A 17,709-nucleotide genomic window follows, 5' to 3' on the forward strand; every position below is an offset into this window, starting at 1 on the left:
AAGGCGATGCGGCTGTTGTTAGTTGAAGACGATACGATGATTGGGGAAGTGGTGCTCGACCTGCTGCGGGCCGAGCACTACGCCGTCGATTGGGTGAAAGACGGCGAAATGGCCGACACGGCCCTGGTGCAGAACCAGAACTACGACCTGGTCCTGCTCGACCTGGGCCTGCCGCGCAAGGACGGCCTCGATGTCCTGCGCTCGATGCGCACCCGCAAGGACCGCACCCCGGTGCTGGTCGCCACCGCGCGCGACTCCGTCGCCCAGCGCATCGCCGGGCTCGATGCCGGCGCCGACGACTACGTATTGAAACCCTACGATCTCGACGAGCTGCTGGCGCGCATCCGCGCCTTGCTGCGCCGAGCCGCCGGCCGCGCCGAGCCCATCTTCGAATACAAGAACATCTCGATCAATCCCGCCACCCGCGAAACCCTGGTCGACGGCGAGCCGGTGTCGCTGTCGGCGCGCGAATGGGCCGTACTGGAGGCCCTGGTGGCGCGCCCCGGCGCCGTGCTCTCGCGCGCCCAGCTCGAGGAAAAGCTCTACAGCTGGCGCGATGAAGTCAGCAGCAACGCAGTCGAGGTGTATATCCACGGCCTGCGCAAGAAGCTGGGGAGCGATTTGATCCAGAACGTGCGCGGCGTCGGCTACATGGTACCGAAGGCATGAGAATGACCCACTCGCTGCGCGGGCGCCTGTTATGGTTCCTGCTGGCGGCCATCACGCTGGCGGCGCTGGCGCAAGCCTCGATCGCCTACAACACGGCGCTGTCGGACGCCGACCAGATCTTCGACTACCACATGCAGCAGATGGCGCTGTCGCTGCGCTCGAGCACGCCGCTGTCGAACACCGAGGCGCGCGAAAAGCTTGAGGAAGCCCCGGGCAACGACGACCTGGTGGTGCAGATGTGGTCGCCGGACGGCGTGCAGGTGTTCCACAGCGTCTCGCGCGCGCGCCTGCCGCAGCGCGCGGTACTCGGCTTTTCCAACGTCAAGGCCAACGGCACCACCTACCGCGTGTTCTCGATCCAGACTTCCGGCCAGACCGTGCAGGTGGCGCAGGACCTGGCCGTGCGCCGCAACATGGCCGGCAACCTGGCCCTGCGCACGCTCGGGCCCACGGCGGTGATGATGCCGATCCTGATGCTGGTGGTGTGGTGGGTGGTGAGCGGTTCGCTGCAACCGGTGGCGCGCGTGCGCAAGCAGGTGGCGGCGCGCCAGGCCGACGATTTGTCTCCGGTGTCGGAAGCCGGCCTGCCCGATGAGGTGCGCCCGCTGGTGCACGAGCTGAACCTGCTGTTCGGGCGTGTGAAGACGGCCTTCGACGCCCAGCAGCATTTCGTGGCCGACGCCGCCCACGAGCTGCGCACGCCGCTCGCCGCGCTGCGCCTGCAGGCGCAAAGCCTGGACCGCGCCGACAACCCGGAAGCGCGCAAGACGGCTGTGGCGCGCCTGACCGCCGGCATCGACCGCGCCACGCGCCTGGTCGAGCAGCTGCTGGTGCTGGCGCGCCAGGAAGCCTCGGCGGCGAACGGGGCGGCCAGCAAGCCGGTCGACCTGGCCGAGCTGGCGCGGCGCACCGTGGGCGACCTGGCCGGCCTGGCCCAGGCCAAGAACATCGACCTCGGCCTGCAGCATGCCGACGAAGCCAGCGTCGACGGCCAGCCCGACGCCCTGCACATCCTGCTGCGCAACCTGGTCGAGAACGCGGTGAAATACACCCCAAGCGGCGGCACCGTCGACATCGCGCTGCGGCTGGAAAAGGATGCGGCCGTGGTCAGCGTCGAAGACAGCGGGCCGGGCATTCCGCCGGAGGAACGCGAGCGCGTGTTCGACCGCTTCTACCGCGTGGCCGGCAGCGAGGCGGCCGGCAGCGGGCTGGGGCTGGCGATCATCAAGGCGATCGCCGAACGCCATGGGGCGAGCCTGAAGCTCGACAAGTCGGAGCGGCTGGGCGGGCTGGCGGCGGTCGTGCGCTTCCCGCTATCGAAAACCTGAACTACGAGCGCAGGTTCATCGGCAGGTCGCGCGACGGAAACTGGTGGCGCCGCTCGGCCGGCCGCGTGAGCACGCGGCGCGCCACCTCGAACGGCACGCCCATTTTTGCCAGCTCGCGCGCGGGCGAGGGCTGGCCGGCGTCGGGCGGCGCGTTGACGATGGTGTGGATGAGCAGGGCGGTCCTGTAGTCGGTGCGGCGGTCCATGCCCCATCCTACCATGCGCATCGCACGCACTGTGCATACGGCAGAGCACCTTGCGAGCCACGCAGGTCACACTTGTCCTTACATTTAGCAACACTCCTTACATCAATTGTGTGACGTGCTTCCGAAGAAAGATGTAATCTAAATTACAACTTTTGATTTGGAGCTCATCATGAAAAAAATTACCATCCCCGCCCTGATGCTGGCCGTCGCCATGGTCGCCACCGGTTGCAAGAAAGCCGACGACAATCCGAACATGGGTCCGGCCCAGGAAGCCGGCGCCGCCATCGATAACGCCGGCGCCAACACCGCCGCCGCCGCCCGCGAAGGCGCCGAGCGCGTCGACGCCGCCACCGACCGCGCCGCCGCCAACATGGAGAATGCTGCCGAGCGTGCCGGCGAGAACATCGACCAGGCAACCGACCGTGCCGGCGAAAAGATGCGTGAAGCCGGCGCCGAAGTGCGCCAGGAATCGCGCGAAGCCGGCCAGAACATCAAGGAAGGCGCAAGCGATGCCACCGCCGCCACCGGCCGTGCCGTCGAACGCGCTGGCGAAAAAATCCAGGACGCCTCGAAGTAATCATCCAGCCGGCGAAACCAGTCTTCGCCTGGCAAGCGCATGATGTCCAGCCCTGCATTGCCGGGGCTGGGCACGCTACGCACATTCGACGGAAAAAATGGCAGTCGACAGAAGCCAGGAACAAGGTCTGACACCCAAGGACCAGATGGGACACATCCTCGAGGAAGCGCGGATGGTCTTGCCTGGCATCCAGGCCTTGTTCGGGTTCCAGACCGTTGCCGTCTTCAATGCGCGTTTCGGCGACATGCCTGCACTTGCCCAGGGTGCCCACGTGGCCGCCCTGGCATTCGTCGTGCTCGCCATCGGCCTGGTGATGCTGCCGGCCGCCTACCAGCGGCTGGCGCAACCCGACAAGGTGACCCTGCAGACCATCAAGGTCAGTTCGCGCGCGATCTGCTACGCGCTGGCAGCGCTAATCGGCGGCATCACCTTCGATTTGTACGTGGTGATCGATGTCATTTCCGATAACGCCCTGGTTAGCCTGGGCGCGGCCGTTCTTGCCTGCGTCCTGTTGAACGGTTTGTGGTTCCTGGTGCCGCTCAGGGCGCGCCGCCGGCATGGCTACGGCGCCACCGACAAGGGTGCGTGACGCATGTTGCAAGCTTTCCGGGAACTGCTGCGCCCGCCACCGGGCATGGAATTCGACTTCAGCCAGCCGGCCGGCGAACCGGCGCTGGCGCCGCACGATGGTGTGACCTGGCAAGTGTTCGCCAATCCGGTGTCCCTGTTCGTCGGCGGCGTGGCGGCGGTCTTGCTGGAGCTGGCCGAGCCTTCGGTGCGCTCGGGCGTGTGGGACCACAGCAGTTTCCGGCGCGACCCGGGCATGCGCCTGCGCCGTACCGGCTTTGCCGCCATGATGACGGTGTATGGCCCCCGTTCCGCTGCCGAACAATTGATCGCGCGCGTGGTACGCATCCATGACGGGGTGCGCGGCGCCACGCCCGGCGGGCTCGCTTACCATGCCAACGATCCGCGCCTGCTCGACTGGGTGCAGGCCACCGCCGTGTATGGCTTCACCGAGGCCTGCCACCGCTACGCCCGGCCCTTGTCCGCGCAGGAGAAGGACGCCGCTTTCACCGAGTCGGCAGCCTCCGCACGGCTGTACGGCGCCACCGGCCTGCCGCAATCGTGGTCCGAATGGGAAGCGCTGCTGGCCGCCACCGCGCTGGAAGGGTCCGCCATCCTGGCCAAGTTCCTGCAGATCATGCGCACGGCGCCGATCTTGCCCGCTCCCTTGCGGCCGCTGCAGCGCCTGCTGGTGCGCGCCGCCGTCGACATGAGTCCGGAACCGCTGCGTTCATTGCCGCAGCTGCGTGGACGCGGACTGCGCTTCGGCGAGGCGGCGCTGGTGCGCACGCTGGCGCGCACCGCCGCGCTGTTGCCGCTGGGCGATACGCCGGCAAGGCAGGCGGCGCGCCGTCTTGCATCAGGTAGCCGGCCTGCAGGCTGGGAATGCTAAAATAGCAAGCTCATCGCTGGCCCCTGACCGGCTCATCGCCATCCTGGCGCGCTGCCAGCACCTTTTTTATTTCAAGCATGACGACTTCGCCGGCCTACCTCAGCAAGGAAACATCCGATACCGTGGCGCCCGATAGCCGGCTGCGCATCGCCGGGGCGCTTGCCGTTTTCCTGTTCGTCGGCCTGCTCTGGCTGTACCCGGCGGCTACCCTGAAACTGGGGCACCAGAACGATATCGCGGTACACCTGCGCTGGGTCGAGCAGTTCCATACCTCGCTGCAGGATGGCGTGCTCTTGCCGCGCTGGGCCCACGCCGCCCAGCTCGGGCTGGGCGACCCGTCTTTCTTCTACTACCAGCCGCTGTTCTACTACATCACCAGTCTGTTCCTCTGGCTGGGATTGGGCCCCGAGCGGGCGCTGGTGTTTGCCGCGGCCGTGCCTTTCCTGATGGTGGCGGTGATTGCCTACCGGACCTTCGTGGCGCGCTATCCGGCGCGCGCCGCCGTCCTCGGCGCCGTATTCGTAGTCAGCTGCCCGACCCTGTACTTCATGTCGACCCACCTGGCGGCATTTCCGTGGAGCCTGAGTATCCCGTTCAGCCTGCTGTTCGCCGCCGAGAGCATCCGCGACAAGCCACGCGCCCGCCATCTCGCCATCTTGCTGGCCCTGATCTGCCTGAGCCACCTGCTGAGCGGCATGATGACCCTGCTGTGCGTGGGCCTGGCCCGGTTGATCTTTGCGCCGCCGCACCCGCGCACGCTGGCCGGTCACGCCACCTGGCTCGGCGGCGTGGTGCTGGGCCTGGCGCTGGCCGCCTTCTTCATCTATCCGGCGCTCACGCAAATCCACCTGATCAATCCGGCCGGATGGGAAGAAAACTTCAACTGGCGCCGCTGCTTCGCCTTGCCGCTGGTGAACCAGTTCCTGGTCGGCACCTACTGGTTCGGCGTGCAATGGCCGTTTTCCCTCGCCTGCCTGGGTATCATCCTGGTCGTGCTGCTGCCGCGCATGCCGCTGCCGCTCACCGCGGGTGGGCGCAATGCGCGGCGCCTGGCGATCGTTGCCCTGTGCGCGCTGGCGCTGGGCACCGAACTGGCCTATCCGCTGTACGCGCTGCTGTCGCCCATGCAGAAGCTGCAGTTTCCTTACCGCTTCATGTTCCTGGCCTCGATCCTGGGCAGCATCGCCCTGGTACTGCACCTGAACGAAGGCGCCTGGCGCCGCTGGAGCAAGACGGTGCGCGTCCTGGTCGTGGCCCTGATTGCCCTGCAATGCGCCCAGGCCGCGGTGCTGCAGTTCAAGATCATCCGCAATGGCGAGCGCATGGCCACGCACGACAAATACTTCAGCGGCCGCTTCGGCCAGCCGGAATACCTGCTGGCGGCGCGCGGACCTTCCTTCGTCGAGTATGCCAAGGGCGGCGCGCTGGAAGCGGATTGCGCGCGCCTGCAGATCGCTTGCCGGAATGTCGTGCGTGGCAGCCACGCCTTTGCGGCCACCATCACGACGCCGCACGCGGTCAGCCTGCGCCTGCCGGTGTTTGCCTTTCCTGCGTGGCAAGCCAGCGTGGATGGCCAGGCACGCGCCTACCGTCCTGACAAGGACACCGGCGTCATCACGCTCGACCTGGCGCCGGGTACGCATGAGGTGAAGCTGCGCTTTGGGCGCCTGCCGGCCGAGATCGCTGGTTACTGGATCAGCGCGCTTGCGCTGGGCGTACTGCTGGTGCTGGCGGCGCTGGCGCGGCGGGCGCGCCGGAGCGGCGCCTAGCCTGGCAACAGCCGAGGCCGTGTCTTGATGAGACCTGGCCCCGTTGTTTTTAGTTGCCGGCGTCGACCGCCTGCAAGGCCTGTTTCGCCATCGCCAGCACGCCCTCGTAGGACCTGGCGGCGGCGATGAAGCGGCCGTTGTGGCAGAAGGTGGCGTCCGGCACGCCGGTGACGGCGGCCAGGTCGGCGTCGCGCAGCCCCGCCCAGGGCGCGGGCAAATCGGCGCGGGCGTCGAAGCTTTCGGTGCTGACCGAGACCGTGTGCAGCATGTAGCGCTGCTCGCCGATGCTGTGGCTGATCACGAACAGTACCTTCGGCATTTCCTTGCGCACGATGCTGGACCAGGGCAGGGCGCTGTTGCGCAGATACAGCAGGCGCCCGTTTTCCAGCGTCTCGGCGTCGCGCACCTGTTCCACGGCCAGCAGCGCGCCGACGCGGTATTTCACGGAATTGACCATGATGTCGGTCAGCAGCGCCATGGCGCGGCGGAATTCCTGCAGGCGGTAGGCTTCGGTCGGCGCGCCGTAGCCGATGCGCTCTTCGTCGAGCCAGTTCGGGTTGAAGCCGGAGACAATGGCCGACAGGCCATAGCCGCCCGGCGCATTCTTGGCGGCGCCGACGTCCGACAAATCCAGGTATTGCACGATGTCGGCGTCGATGGCGTAGGCCATCTCCTGCGCCGTGCTGTCCTTTAGTTCGCGCCCGACGTGCTGCAGGGCGAGGGCGGCGACGCAGCGCGCGCCGTATTCGCGCCAGACCAGGCCGGCGCTGGCGTAGGGCACGCCGCTGGGGCGGGCGCCGTCGAAACCTTTCTGGTGGTGGTCGAAGCGGCCGCTGGCCGGGTCCCAGATACCGCCGACGTCGACGGCGAAGTCGGCTGCCCCGATGACGGCGCCGTCGCGCGTACGCACCAGCTCGGCGTCGGGAAACAGGATCTGCAGGACGGCGCAGGCCCATGCGTCATCCGCATGGAACTTGCCGTTGTGGGTCACGATGACCATGTAAAACTCCAGTTCAATTCTTTTAGGCGAATGCGGATGATACCGGCTTCGCGAAAGCACGGTGTACATCCGAAGGCAATGCATAAAAGAATTGGCGTTCTCTCAGCCATACGGTATCTTCTTCCACTTGAAGATCGGGCAACATTTCGATCGTCAACGATAAGCGCCGTGTATCCAAAACCGAAGAGGATGATGTAGATGAACGAGTTGGTCAGTACTATCAATGGCATTGTCTGGAGCCCGGCCCTGGTCGTGCTCTGCCTGGCCGTGGGCCTGTATTTTTCGCTGCGCTCGCGCTTCCTGCAAGTGCGCCACGTGCGCGAGATGACGCGCCTGATGTTCGAAGGTAAAAGCTCGGAGCAGGGCGTCTCGTCGTTCCAGGCGCTGACCATGACCCTGGCCGGGCGCGTCGGCACCGGCAACATCGCCGGCGTCGCCACCGCGATCACCTTCGGCGGCCCCGGCGCCGTGTTCTGGATGTGGGCCGTGGCCTTCCTCGGCGCCAGTTCCGCCTTTGTCGAGTCGACCCTGGGCCAGGTCTACAAGGAGCAGATCGCCAACCAGTACCGCGGCGGCCCGGCCTTCTACATCGAGAAGGGCCTGGGCATGAAGTGGTACGCGCTCACCTTTGCCTTTGCCACCATCCTCGCCACCGGCCTGCTGCTGCCGGGCGTGCAGGCCAACTCGATTGCCGAAGGCCTGCAGACCGCGGTCGGCATCGACCGCAACGTTACCGCGGCGCTGCTGGCGATCGCCCTCGGCTTCATCATCTTCGGCGGCGTGAAGCGCATCGCCACCTTCGCCGAAGTCGTCGTGCCCTTCATGGCGCTCGGCTACATCATCGTCGCCTGCGTCATCATCTTCCTCAACATCGAACAGCTGCCCGGCGTGGTCAAGCTGATCTTCAGCTCGGCCTTCGGCCTGGACGCGGGCTTCGGCGCCATCATCGGCATGGCCATCCAGTGGGGCGTGAAGCGCGGCGTGTACTCGAACGAGGCCGGCCAGGGCACCGGCCCGCACGCCTCGTCGGCGGCGGAAGTGAGCCACCCGGCCAAGCAGGGCCTGGTGCAGGGCTTCTCGGTGTATGTCGACACCCTGTTCGTGTGCTCGGCCACCGCCTTCATGCTCCTGATTACCGGCCAGTACAACGTGGAGGGCCCGAACGGCGTGGCGATGTACACCGGCGTGCAGGGCGTGGCGGGCGGCCCGGGTTACGTGCAGGTCGCGCTGGAGAACGTGATGCCGGGCTTCGGCGCGATCTTCGTGGCGGTGGCGCTGCTGTTCTTCGCGTTCACCACCATCGTTGCCTACTACTACATCGCCGAAACGAACATCGCCTACATCGACCGCCATGCGCGCCATCCTTGGCTGAAGTTCGTGCTGAAGGTGGCGATCATCGCCGCCACCGTCTACGGTACCGTCAAGACCGCCGACCTGGCCTGGGCGCTGGGCGACATCGGCGTCGGCCTGATGGCCTGGCTGAACCTGGTGGCCATCGTCCTGCTGCGCAACGTCGCCTTCAAGTGCCTGCGCGACTACGAGGCGCAGAAAAAATTGGGCAAGGACCCGCAGTTCGATCCGCTGGCGCTGGGCATCGCGAATGCGCATTACTGGGAGCAGCGCGTGGCCGACGGCAAGCGCAATGCGAAGGATGTGCACCTGGCCGATTGATCCGGCCGGTGCGAGCAGCAAGGACGGCAGCTTCGGCTGCCGTTATCTTTTAGGGTCGCCCATGCGCCGGGCCTTGCCGATGCCCGCCAGGATCGCCGCCAGTTGCGCCGTGTCGGCCGGCTTTACCAGGTGGTGGTCGAAGCCGGCGGCCAGGGCCTTGCGGCGGTCGCTGTCGTGGCCATAGCCGGTCACCGCCACCAGCACCGCATCGCGCGTTTCAGGCTGCGCGCGCAGGCGTTCGGCCAGTTCGTAGCCGTCGATGTCGGGCAGGCCGATGTCGAGGATGCACACGTCCGGGCGTTCGCCTTGCGCACGCGCCAGTGCGGCCAGCGAGCCGTGTTCGACCTGCACATCGTGCCCATAGGTTTCCAGCACCATGGCCAGCATCGCCGCGGCGTCGGCGTTGTCGTCGACCACCAGCACGCGCAGGCCCTGGCCGGACGGCGGGACGGCGACATCCGCCGTGGCGCCCGGTCCGGACGCTGCCTGTGCCTGCAGCCGCGGCAGGCAGACCTGGAAGCGGCTGCCCAGTCCCGGACCCGGGCTGTCGCAGGTGACGCGGCCGCCGTGCAGCTCGACCAGGCTTTTCACCAGCGCCAAGCCCAGGCCCAGGCCGCCGGCCGCGCGGTCCGAGCTGCGTTCGGCCTGGGCAAACAGGTCAAAGGCGCGCGCCACCAGTTCCGGCGTCATGCCGATGCCGTTGTCGGCCACCTCGATGGTCACATGATCGGCCCGCACTTCCGAGGTGAGGCTGATGCTGCCGCCTTCGTCGGTGTACTTGGCGGCGTTGTTCAGGATATTCGCCAGCACCTGCACCAGGCGCTTCTTGTCGCCCAGGACAATCGTGGTATCGGGCGGGATGTGCGAATGCAGGTGGTGGCGGCGCTTTTGCATCAGCGGCGCCACCTGCTCGACGGCGTCGGTGACCACGTGCCGGATGTCGAGCGGCGCCATGTCGAGTTCGACCAGGCCGCGCGTGACGCGCGACACATCCAGCAGGTCGTCGATCAGGTGGGTCATGTGGTCGACCTGGCGCCCGATGATCTGGCTGGTCTGGCGCACCCGTTCCTGGTCGAGCCGTCCCAGGCGCAGCAGGTGGGCGGCGGCGCCGATCGGGGCCAGCGGGTTGCGCAGCTCGTGTGCCAGCATGGCCAGGAATTCGTCCTTGCGGCGGTCGGCTTCGTGCAGTTTGTCCTCGGTCTCCTTGCGCTTGCCGATGTCGCGGAAAAAGACCGCCAGCCGCTGCTCGGGCAGCGGGTAGGCGCGGCTCTCGATCCAGGCCCCGGCGCCGTCCAGCAGGATTTGCCGGTGCTCGAGGTACTCCGGCTGGCCGCCGGCCTGCACGCGCCGGTACAGCGCTTCCACCGGGCCGCCGGCCAGGTGCGGCATTGCCTCCCACAGCTTGCGGCCGAGCAGCTCGGCATGCGTGCGCCGGATCAGCCGGGTGCCGGTCTCGTTGACCTGCAGGATGGTCCAGTCGGCGTCGAGCAGGGCGAAGCCCTCGGCCATGTTGTCGAAGATCTGGCGGCTCTGGTCGCGCTCGGCGCGTAGCGCGGCCTGGGCGCGCAGGCTGTCGAGCGCGAACCAGGTGCGGTCGACCATGTCCTCGGCCATGGCGATGTGCTCGGCGCTCCAATGGTGCGGCTGGTCGTGGTGCACGCTCAGCACGGCGTGCAGGCGGCCGTTCTTCATCAAGGGAATGCCGAGGGCTGCGCCCATGCCGGCCGCACGGTAGGCCGCGGCATGGGGCGCGGTGGCCGCGTCGCGCGTGACGTCGTCGAGTACCAGGTTACGGCCGGCGCGCAGCAGGTCGACCGCCGCCACGCCGAAGTCGTCGAGACGCAGGCGCACGCCGCGCATCGAGGGCATGTCGCCGGTAGTCCAGTCGGGATGTATCTGGATCCAGACGCCGTCCGGGTCGGTCTCGCCGTACACGACGCGCTTGCCGCCGACTTCCTTGCCGAGCAGTTCGCTGGCGGCGGCGGTCACTTCGCCGGGGTCGGTCAGCGGGCGGATGCGGTCGGCCAGGGCCAGCTGGAAAGCATGGCGCCGACCGGCCGTTTCCAGCGCTTCGAACAGCTGGCGGTAGCGCGCTTCGCCCTCGGCCAGCGCGATCTTGGCCAGCTTTTCCTCGTGGATGTCGGTCGAGGTGCCGAACCAGCGCTCGATCTCGCCGGCGGCGTTTTTATAGGGCTCGGCGCGCACCAGGAACCAGCGGTAGGCGCCGGAGCGCGCGCGGATGCGGTGCTCGACCTGGAAGCGCCCGCCCCGGGCGTAGGCTTCGCCCCAGGCCGCCATGGTGGCGGCGCGGTCTTCGGGATGGACGAATTCCCCGGCCACGTCCGCCGGTGTCGAGGAATCGATGGGCACGCCGGCGTAGTCTTCCCAGACCTGGTTGAAATAGATGGCCTGGCCCGCCGCCGTGACGATCCAGACGATCTGCGGAATCGATTCGGCCAGCTGGCGGAAACTGCGCTCGCTCTCGCGCAGCGCCTGTTCGGTGCCCACCTGCGCCGTCACGTCGCGGAAGTAGAAGGTGAGGCCGGTGGCGGCGTGCGAGATGCGCACCTCGTACCACTTGCCGTGCTCGGGATAGAAGGCGGTGACTTCGGTGGCGGTCTTGTCGCGGATGGCCTTGACGTAGGCTTCCTCGAAAGCGGTGCCGGCCAGGCCGGGGTAGGCCTCGGCCATGGTGCGGCCGAGGATGTCTTCGCGGTGCACGTCGAGGATGCGTTCGGCCTGGCGGTTGACGTAGACGAAGCGGCCTTCGCGGTCGATCGAGAAGAAGCCGTCGGAGATGCTTTCCAGAATGGCGACAGCCTCCTCTGCCAAATGCTGGGAGGAGGTGTCGGGGAGGGTGTGGCGGGATTCCGGCGGCGAGGTCATGCCTGATTATAGAACCAGGCGGTCGAGCGCGCCGGACAGGTCAGAACTTGTGCCAGAGCCGCGCGAAGTAGGCCGCGCCGTTTAGGCCGAACTGCACGCTTTCGTACTTGAAGCCGTTGTCGGTTTCGTTCTCGTCCTGCGTGGTCGGCTTGACGTTGAAGATGTTGGTCGCGCCCAGGGTCAGCCTGGTGTTCTCGCTGTACGACCAGCTGAACGAGAGGTCGGCCGAGGTCTTCGCCTTGTAGTAGGCGTTCGGCACCGGCGGACCCGAGAAGGTGCCGAGCGTCTGCGGGCCGAAGTGGATGATGCGGAAGTCCGAACCGAACTTGCCGAGGCTGTACTCGAAGCCGAGGGTGGCCTTGCGGCGCGGGCCGCCCTGTTCGATGAACAGGCGCTCGCGTTCCGACAGCAGCACGTCCTCGAAGCCGGCCAGGGCGCTTGGCGCGTGCACGCCGGCCACTTCGGTCTTGCTGAAGTTCAGGGCCAGGAAGGTGTTCAGGCGGCCCGCGCCCAGCGGCATGCGGTGCGCGGCGGTGATGTCCAGGCCCTTCGTTTCGGTATCGACCGAGTTGACGAAGAACTGGGCCTGGCCAACGCCCAGCGTCTGCAGCGTGGCGCCCAGGGCCGGGTAGTTGTCGGCGTCGAAGCGGCCCGACAGCACGATGCGGTCGTCGATGTCGATGCGGTACAGGTCGGCCGTGACCGAGGTGGTCTGCGACGGCGTCCAGGTGGCGCCGACGGTGAAGCTCTTCGACTTTTCTTCCTTCAGTTTCGGGATGCCGGCGGCGTTGGCAACCGCGCCGCCGTTCGGCGCCAGCACCACGTCGAGCGGCTGGCCGCTGACGAAGTCGGTGAAGGTGGAAGAGAAGTAGACCTGCTGCAGCGACGGCGCGCGGAAGCCGGTGCTGGCCGAGGCGCGCAGCAGCACGTCGCCGCCAAGCTTGAAGGCGGCGGCCAGCTTGCCGTCGGTGGTCGAGCCGAAGTCCGAGAAGCGCTCGTGGCGCAGCGCGGCCTGCACTTTCAGGCGCTCCGTGACATCGGCCTCGAGGTCGAGGTAGGCGGCCGTGCTGTGGCGGCTGCGCTTGGTGGCGTCGCCCGGCTGGAAGCCCGGGAAGCCCTGGCTGCCGCCGGCGCCGCCGATGCCCACGCCGTCGGCGTCGATCCAGGAGCCGCGTTCGCCTTCGAAGATGCGGTATTGTTCGTTGCGGTATTCGAAGCCGAAGGCGGCGTTCAGGCCGTTCAGGACGTTGCCGTAGTAGCGGCTGAAGTCGGCGTTGGTGGTCAGCTGGCGGAAGTCGAAGCCGCCGGCGCTGAACGAGCTCGGGCTGATGCCGGCGCCGCCGTTCATCAGGTCGAGGTTCGCGATCGAGGCGTTCAGGGTGTTGGCGATGGTGTAGTCGAGGCGGTTGTAGCCGTAGGTCTGGGAGAAGTCGCCGCTCCATTCGCCGAGCTTGGTGCGGTAGCCGGCGGTGGCGTAGCGGTCCTTCAGATCGCCGTTGATGAAGGGGACGAAGCCGTTCGGGTACATGGCGGCCGAGTTGCGGGTCGGGATGTCGTCGGTGCCCAGGCCGCCGCGCGCAAAGGCGGCGCTCGACGCGTCGCGGCGCTGCACGCCGCCGGTGAGATACAGCTTGCCCTCGCCGAGGGCGACGTCGCCGTTGATGTAAACCGTTTGGTTTTCCGTCTTGCTGTCGCCGATGATGCGCGGGTTGCCTTCCTCGGCGCGGTTCGAGCGGCCGCGGTACAGGTATTCGGTGGTGATGCCGAAGCTGCCGCCGGCGACCGGGATGCCGCAGTAGGCCGAGGCCAGGTAGTTGTCGCCGTCGCCTTCCTTGTACTGGCCCCAGCCGGCCACCGCTTCGCAGCCCAGGCTTTTCTTGAGTTCGATGTTCATCACGCCGGCAATCGCGTCCGAGCCGTACTGGGCGGCGGCGCCGTCGCGCAGCACCTGCACGTTGCGGATCGCCATCACGGGAATCGCGTTCAGGTCGGTGCCGGTGTTGCCGCGGTTGCGCGCGCCAAACAAATTGACGAGGGCGGTGGTGTGGCGGCGCTTGCCGTTCATTAGTACCAGGGTCTGGTCCGAGCCGAGGCCGCGCAGGGCGGCGGAATCGACCAGGTCGGCGCCGTCGGCGCCGCTCTGGCGGGTCGAGTTGAACGACGGGGAGATGTTGGTGAGCGTCTGCGACAGGTCGAACTGGCTGCCTTGCTCGGCCAGGCGCGTCATCGGGATGATGTCGACCGGGACCGGCGTGTCGGTGCTCGATGCGGCGCCGGTGCGGCGGGTGCCGACCACGTGCACGCTTTGCATCGTGGTGTTCTCGGCCGCTTCAGGCGTGGCGGTCTGGGCAAAGGCCGGGGGAACGAAAGCGGCCAGGGCGCTGCTGCCATACAGGCCGAGCAGCACGGCGCGGCGCAATTGAGTCGGTTTGAACACGCACATCTCCAGTTAGGCAAACTTGCATGCTAGCCAATATTGGCAGACTCAACTACTGGGTGTGTCTGAAACACAACGGATGCACCGAAATGGCGCGGGTGGTCATGCCGGGTGCATGGTTTCGGTGCGGGTTTTCGTAGGGTGGACTCCCGAGTCCACCCTACGAACATCAACAGCGTGTAGGGTGGGTTCGAGAACCCACCCTATGCGATTACGCGGCTTTGCCTTGCAATGCCTCGCTGCGCAATACCTTCGCCGCCTCCACCATGTTGCGCAGCGCCGCCCGCGTCTCCGGCCAGGCCCGGGTCTTCAGCCCGCAATCCGGATTCACCCACAAATTCGCCGCCGGGATCACCTCGGCCGCCTTGCGCATCAGGCGGGCGATGTCGTCCACCGACGGCACCCGTGGCGAGTGGATGTCGTACACGCCCGGCCCGATCGCGTTCGGGTAGGCGAAGTCGCCGAACCCGCGCAGCAGTTCCATGTCCGAACGGCTGGTTTCGATGGTGATGACGTCGGCATCCATCGATGCGATCCCGGGCAGGATGTCGTTGAACTCGGCATAGCACATGTGCGTGTGCAGCTGGGTCGTGTCGGCGATGCCGGATGCCGAAATGCGGAAAGCGCGCGCGGCCCAGTCCAGGTAGTCGCGCCAGAGTGCGCGGCGCAGCGGCAGGCCTTCGCGGATCGCCGGTTCGTCGATCTGGATGATGCCGATGCCGGCCGCTTCCAGGTCTTGTACCTCGTCGCGGATCGCCAGCGCGATCTGCAGGGCGGTATCGCGGCGCGGCTGGTCGTCGCGCACGAACGACCATTGCAGGATGGTGACCGGGCCGGTCAGCATGCCTTTCACGGGACGCGTGGTGAGGCCCTGGGCGTAGGCGCTCCAGGACACCGTCATCGCGGCGGGCCGGGCGACGTCGCCGAACAGCAGCGGCGGCTTGACGCAGCGCGAACCATACGACTGCACCCAGCCGTTGGCTGTGAAGGCGAAGCCGTCGAGCTGCTCGCCGAAGTACTCGACCATGTCGTTGCGCTCGGCCTCGCCATGCACCAGCACGTCGATGTCGAGGGCTTCCTGTTCGCGCACGGCCTGTTCGATCTCGCGCCGCATCGCCGCTTCGTAGCTGTCCTGCGCCAGCTCGCCGCGCCTGAAGGCGGCGCGCGCGGCGCGGATGGCAGCCGTTTGCGGGAAGGAGCCGATCGTGGTGGTCGGATACAGCGGCAAGTTGAAGCGTGCCGCCTGCGCGGCCTGGCGCTCGGCGAAGGGAGTCGATCGGCGGTCGGCATTCGCCGCGAGCGTGCCGACGCGCTCCTGCACGGCGCGCCTGCGCACACGCGGGCTGTTGGCGCGCGCCTCCGCCGCCGCACGCGAGGCGCACAGTTCCAGGTACACGCTGCCGTCGCCTTCGACCAGGGCGTTGCGCAGGATGCGCAGTTCGTCCAGTTTTTCCGCAGCGCCGGCCAGCCAGCTGCGCAATTCGACGTCGATGGCGGCGTCTTCGCGCAGCGACAGCGGCACGTGCAGCAGCGAGCACGATGGCGCGAGCCAGAGTTCGCCGCGGCGGCGCTGCGCCAGCGGCTTGAGGCAGGCGAGGGCGCGGTCGAGATCCGTGCGCCAGATGTTGCGGCCATCGACGATGCCGACCGAGAGCACCTTGTTATCCGGCAGCCAGTCGGCCACCGATTGCAGCTCGTGGGCGGCGCGTACGCCGTCGACGTGCAGGCCGGCCACCGGCAGCTTGCAGGCGATACTCAGCTGGCCTTCGAGCGGAGAGAAGTAGGTGGCCAGCAGCAGCGGCAGGCCGGCCGTGGCCAGCGTGTGATAGGCGCGCTCGAAGGCCAGCAGCCAGGCGCCCGGCAGGTCCAGGCCGAGAATCGGTTCGTCGACCTGCACCCATTCGGCGCCGGCCGCTTTCAATTGCACCAGCAGCTGCACGTAGGCGGGCAGCAGGGTATCGAGCAGGTCGAGCTTGTCGAAGCCGTCCTGCCTGGCTTTGCCGAGCCAGAGGAAGGTGAGGGGGCCGACCAGCGCCACCTTGACCTTGTGGCCCAGGGCCCGGGCTTGCGTTACTTCGGCCAGCAGGCGTTCGGGCGCCAGCGCGAAGCTGGTGGCGGCATCGAACTCGGGGACCAGGTAGTGGTAGTTGGTGTCGAACCACTTGGTCATTTCCAGTGCCGGCTTGCCGCCGTGCTGGCCGCCGCAGCATCCTTCGCCGTGTTCGTGCGCTGCCTCGTTTGCCACCTCGTTTGCTACCCCACGGGCGAGGGTGAAGTAACGCGCCAGCGCCGATTCGCTGCCGTCAAAACCGAAGCGCGCCGGCTCGCAGCCGAACAGCTGGATGTGGTTCGCCACATGATCGTAGAAGGCGAAGTCGCCGACCGTGACGTAGTCCAGCCCCGCGTTTGCCTGCTGCTGCCAGTGGCGTGCGCGCAGTTCGCGGCGGTCTCTTCCAGTTCCGCTGCGCTCGATTCGCCGCGCCAGTGGCGTTCGAGGGCGAACTTCAGCTCGCGTTGCAGGCCGATGCGTGGATAGCCCAGTGTATGAATCTTGATCATGATAAATCCAGTTCGTATGAATGATGCTAACGATTGTCGTCAGAACTCATGCATAATTCAAACGAAAAAATTTCGACTTAACGTGAAAATCATTCATGGCTACTTCCATCCTTGAACTGCGCCACCTGCGCACCCTGCTGGCGCTGAAAGAGGCCGGCACCATCTCGCGCGCCGCGCAATTGCTCAACGTGACGCAGTCGGCGCTCTCGCACCAGGTGCTGGCGCTGGAGCGGCAATACGAGACCGGGCTGTTCGAACGCAAGTCGTCGCCGGTGGCGTTTACGGCTGCCGGCCAGCGCCTGTTGGCGCTGGCCGAGCAGGTCTTGCCGCACATCGGCGCGGCCGAGCGCGACCTGGCGCGCCTGACCAGCAACGCCACCGGCAAGCTGCGCATCGCGGTCGAGTGCCATACCTGCTTCGACTGGCTGATGCCGTCGATGGACGCATTGCGCGCGCGCTGGCCGGAAGTCGAGCAGGACATCGTGTCGGGCTTCCAGGCCGATCCGATCGGCCTGCTGCACCAGGACCGCGCCGAGGTGGCAATCGTGTCGGAGCTGGACGAGAGCGAGACCGACGTGGACTTCCATCCGTTGTTCGAGTTCGAGATGGTGGCGATCCTGCCGCTGAACCATCCGTATCTCGCCAAGCCTTATCTGGTGGCGCAGGATTTCGCGGGCCAGGCCCTGATTACCTACCCGGTGCCGGACGACATGCTGGACCTGGTGCGCCAGGTGCTGCGCCCGGCCGGCGTGGAGCCGCCGCGGCGCACGACCGAGTTGACGGTGGGGATGCTGCAGCTGGTGGCCAGCGGACGCGGACTGGCGGCGCTGCCGCTGTGGGCGGTGAACGGCTACCTGGAGCGCGGCTACGTGGCGCGCTCGCGCATCGGGCCGGAGGGCTTGACGGGGCGCCTGTATGCGGTAACGCCGAAACGGCTGGCGGGAAATGCCTGCCTGGTCGATTTCGTGCAGGTGATGCGCGAGACGTCCTTGCTGGCCTTGCCGGGGATTACCTTGCTGTGAGCGGAGCAGGCCCATCCGATAGCGGTGTTGTTAGTAGGGTGGGCCGGGCCACGAATGGCACTTGTGCCCACGCGGTCTGACCATCGGCATGCTCGGCAGCCTTTGAGCTGGCCTGCAATCTTCCCGA

The 17,709-nt window shown here is 67.1% G+C and carries 12 protein-coding genes and 1 pseudogene; 8 read left to right on the plus strand and 5 right to left on the minus strand.

The annotated features are described in order from the left end of the window. Positions 1-6 precede the first annotated feature (6 nt). Both ACWYRN_RS15005 and ACWYRN_RS15010 read left to right on the plus strand, forming a co-directional pair. Positions 7-669 carry a response regulator gene (locus ACWYRN_RS15005; RefSeq protein ID WP_229439293.1) on the plus strand — a complete coding sequence of 221 codons (663 nt, stop codon included), beginning with the start codon at positions 7-9 and terminating at the stop codon, positions 667-669. Then, positions 666-1,997: an ATP-binding protein gene (locus ACWYRN_RS15010; protein ID WP_488688411.1), complete on the plus strand. Its 1,332-nt coding sequence runs from the start codon at positions 666-668 to the stop codon at positions 1,995-1,997. The genes ACWYRN_RS15005 and ACWYRN_RS15010 overlap by 4 nt, the downstream gene beginning before the upstream one ends. A gap of 1 nt (position 1,998) precedes the next feature. Here the strand turns inward: ACWYRN_RS15010 and ACWYRN_RS15015 are convergent, their stop codons facing one another. Then, positions 1,999-2,202, minus strand: coding sequence for a hypothetical protein (locus ACWYRN_RS15015; RefSeq protein ID WP_488688412.1), 204 nt, complete (start codon positions 2,200-2,202; stop codon positions 1,999-2,001). A gap of 169 nt (positions 2,203-2,371) precedes the next feature. Between ACWYRN_RS15015 and ACWYRN_RS15020 the strand changes: the two genes are divergently transcribed. The 4 genes from ACWYRN_RS15020 (at position 2,372) to ACWYRN_RS15035 (ending at position 6,007) form a co-directional block, all read left to right on the plus strand. Continuing rightward, positions 2,372-2,779, plus strand: coding sequence for a hypothetical protein (locus tag ACWYRN_RS15020; protein WP_229439296.1), 408 nt, complete (start codon positions 2,372-2,374; stop codon positions 2,777-2,779). Positions 2,780-2,876: 97 nt separating this feature from the next. After that, the gene (locus ACWYRN_RS15025; protein WP_488688413.1) at positions 2,877-3,368 is read left to right on the plus strand and encodes a DUF6328 family protein; all 492 of its coding nucleotides are present in this window, start codon (positions 2,877-2,879) and stop codon (positions 3,366-3,368) included. Between the two features lie 3 nt (positions 3,369-3,371). Further along, on the plus strand, positions 3,372-4,238 hold the full coding sequence (locus ACWYRN_RS15030) for an oxygenase MpaB family protein (RefSeq protein ID WP_488688414.1): 867 nt from the start codon (positions 3,372-3,374) through the stop codon (positions 4,236-4,238). Between the two features lie 77 nt (positions 4,239-4,315). Beyond that, entirely contained in the window at positions 4,316-6,007 is a 1,692-nt protein-coding gene (locus ACWYRN_RS15035; protein WP_488688415.1) for a 6-pyruvoyl-tetrahydropterin synthase-related protein, read from the plus strand. A gap of 49 nt (positions 6,008-6,056) precedes the next feature. Here the strand turns inward: ACWYRN_RS15035 and ACWYRN_RS15040 are convergent, their stop codons facing one another. After that, complete coding sequence (locus ACWYRN_RS15040) at positions 6,057-7,007, minus strand: MYG1 family protein (protein ID WP_488688416.1); 951 nt, start codon at positions 7,005-7,007, stop codon at positions 6,057-6,059. A gap of 198 nt (positions 7,008-7,205) precedes the next feature. Between ACWYRN_RS15040 and ACWYRN_RS15045 the strand changes: the two genes are divergently transcribed. Then, positions 7,206-8,678: an alanine/glycine:cation symporter family protein gene (locus ACWYRN_RS15045; protein WP_488688417.1), complete on the plus strand. Its 1,473-nt coding sequence runs from the start codon at positions 7,206-7,208 to the stop codon at positions 8,676-8,678. Between the two features lie 42 nt (positions 8,679-8,720). On the opposite strand, the gene ACWYRN_RS15050 is transcribed toward ACWYRN_RS15045, so the two are convergent. The 3 genes and pseudogenes from ACWYRN_RS15050 to metE form a co-directional block, all read right to left on the minus strand. Further along, positions 8,721-11,564: a PAS domain-containing protein gene (locus tag ACWYRN_RS15050; RefSeq protein WP_488688418.1), complete on the minus strand. Its 2,844-nt coding sequence runs from the start codon at positions 11,562-11,564 to the stop codon at positions 8,721-8,723. Between the two features lie 40 nt (positions 11,565-11,604). Further along, positions 11,605-14,001: a TonB-dependent receptor plug domain-containing protein gene (locus ACWYRN_RS15055; protein ID WP_488688419.1), complete on the minus strand. Its 2,397-nt coding sequence runs from the start codon at positions 13,999-14,001 to the stop codon at positions 11,605-11,607. A 211-nt stretch (positions 14,002-14,212) separates the two neighbouring features. After that, positions 14,213-16,560 (minus strand): annotated as a pseudogene (metE, locus tag ACWYRN_RS15060) (5-methyltetrahydropteroyltriglutamate--homocysteine S-methyltransferase). 95 nt (positions 16,561-16,655) lie between these two features. Here metE and ACWYRN_RS15065 point away from each other — a divergent pair. Next, a complete protein-coding gene (locus tag ACWYRN_RS15065) occupies positions 16,656-17,582 on the plus strand; it encodes a LysR family transcriptional regulator (protein ID WP_488688420.1) in 927 nt (308 codons plus the stop codon). The last annotated feature ends 127 nt before the right edge of the window (positions 17,583-17,709 follow it).

Source organism: Massilia sp. BAP21 (genome assembly GCF_057801335.1).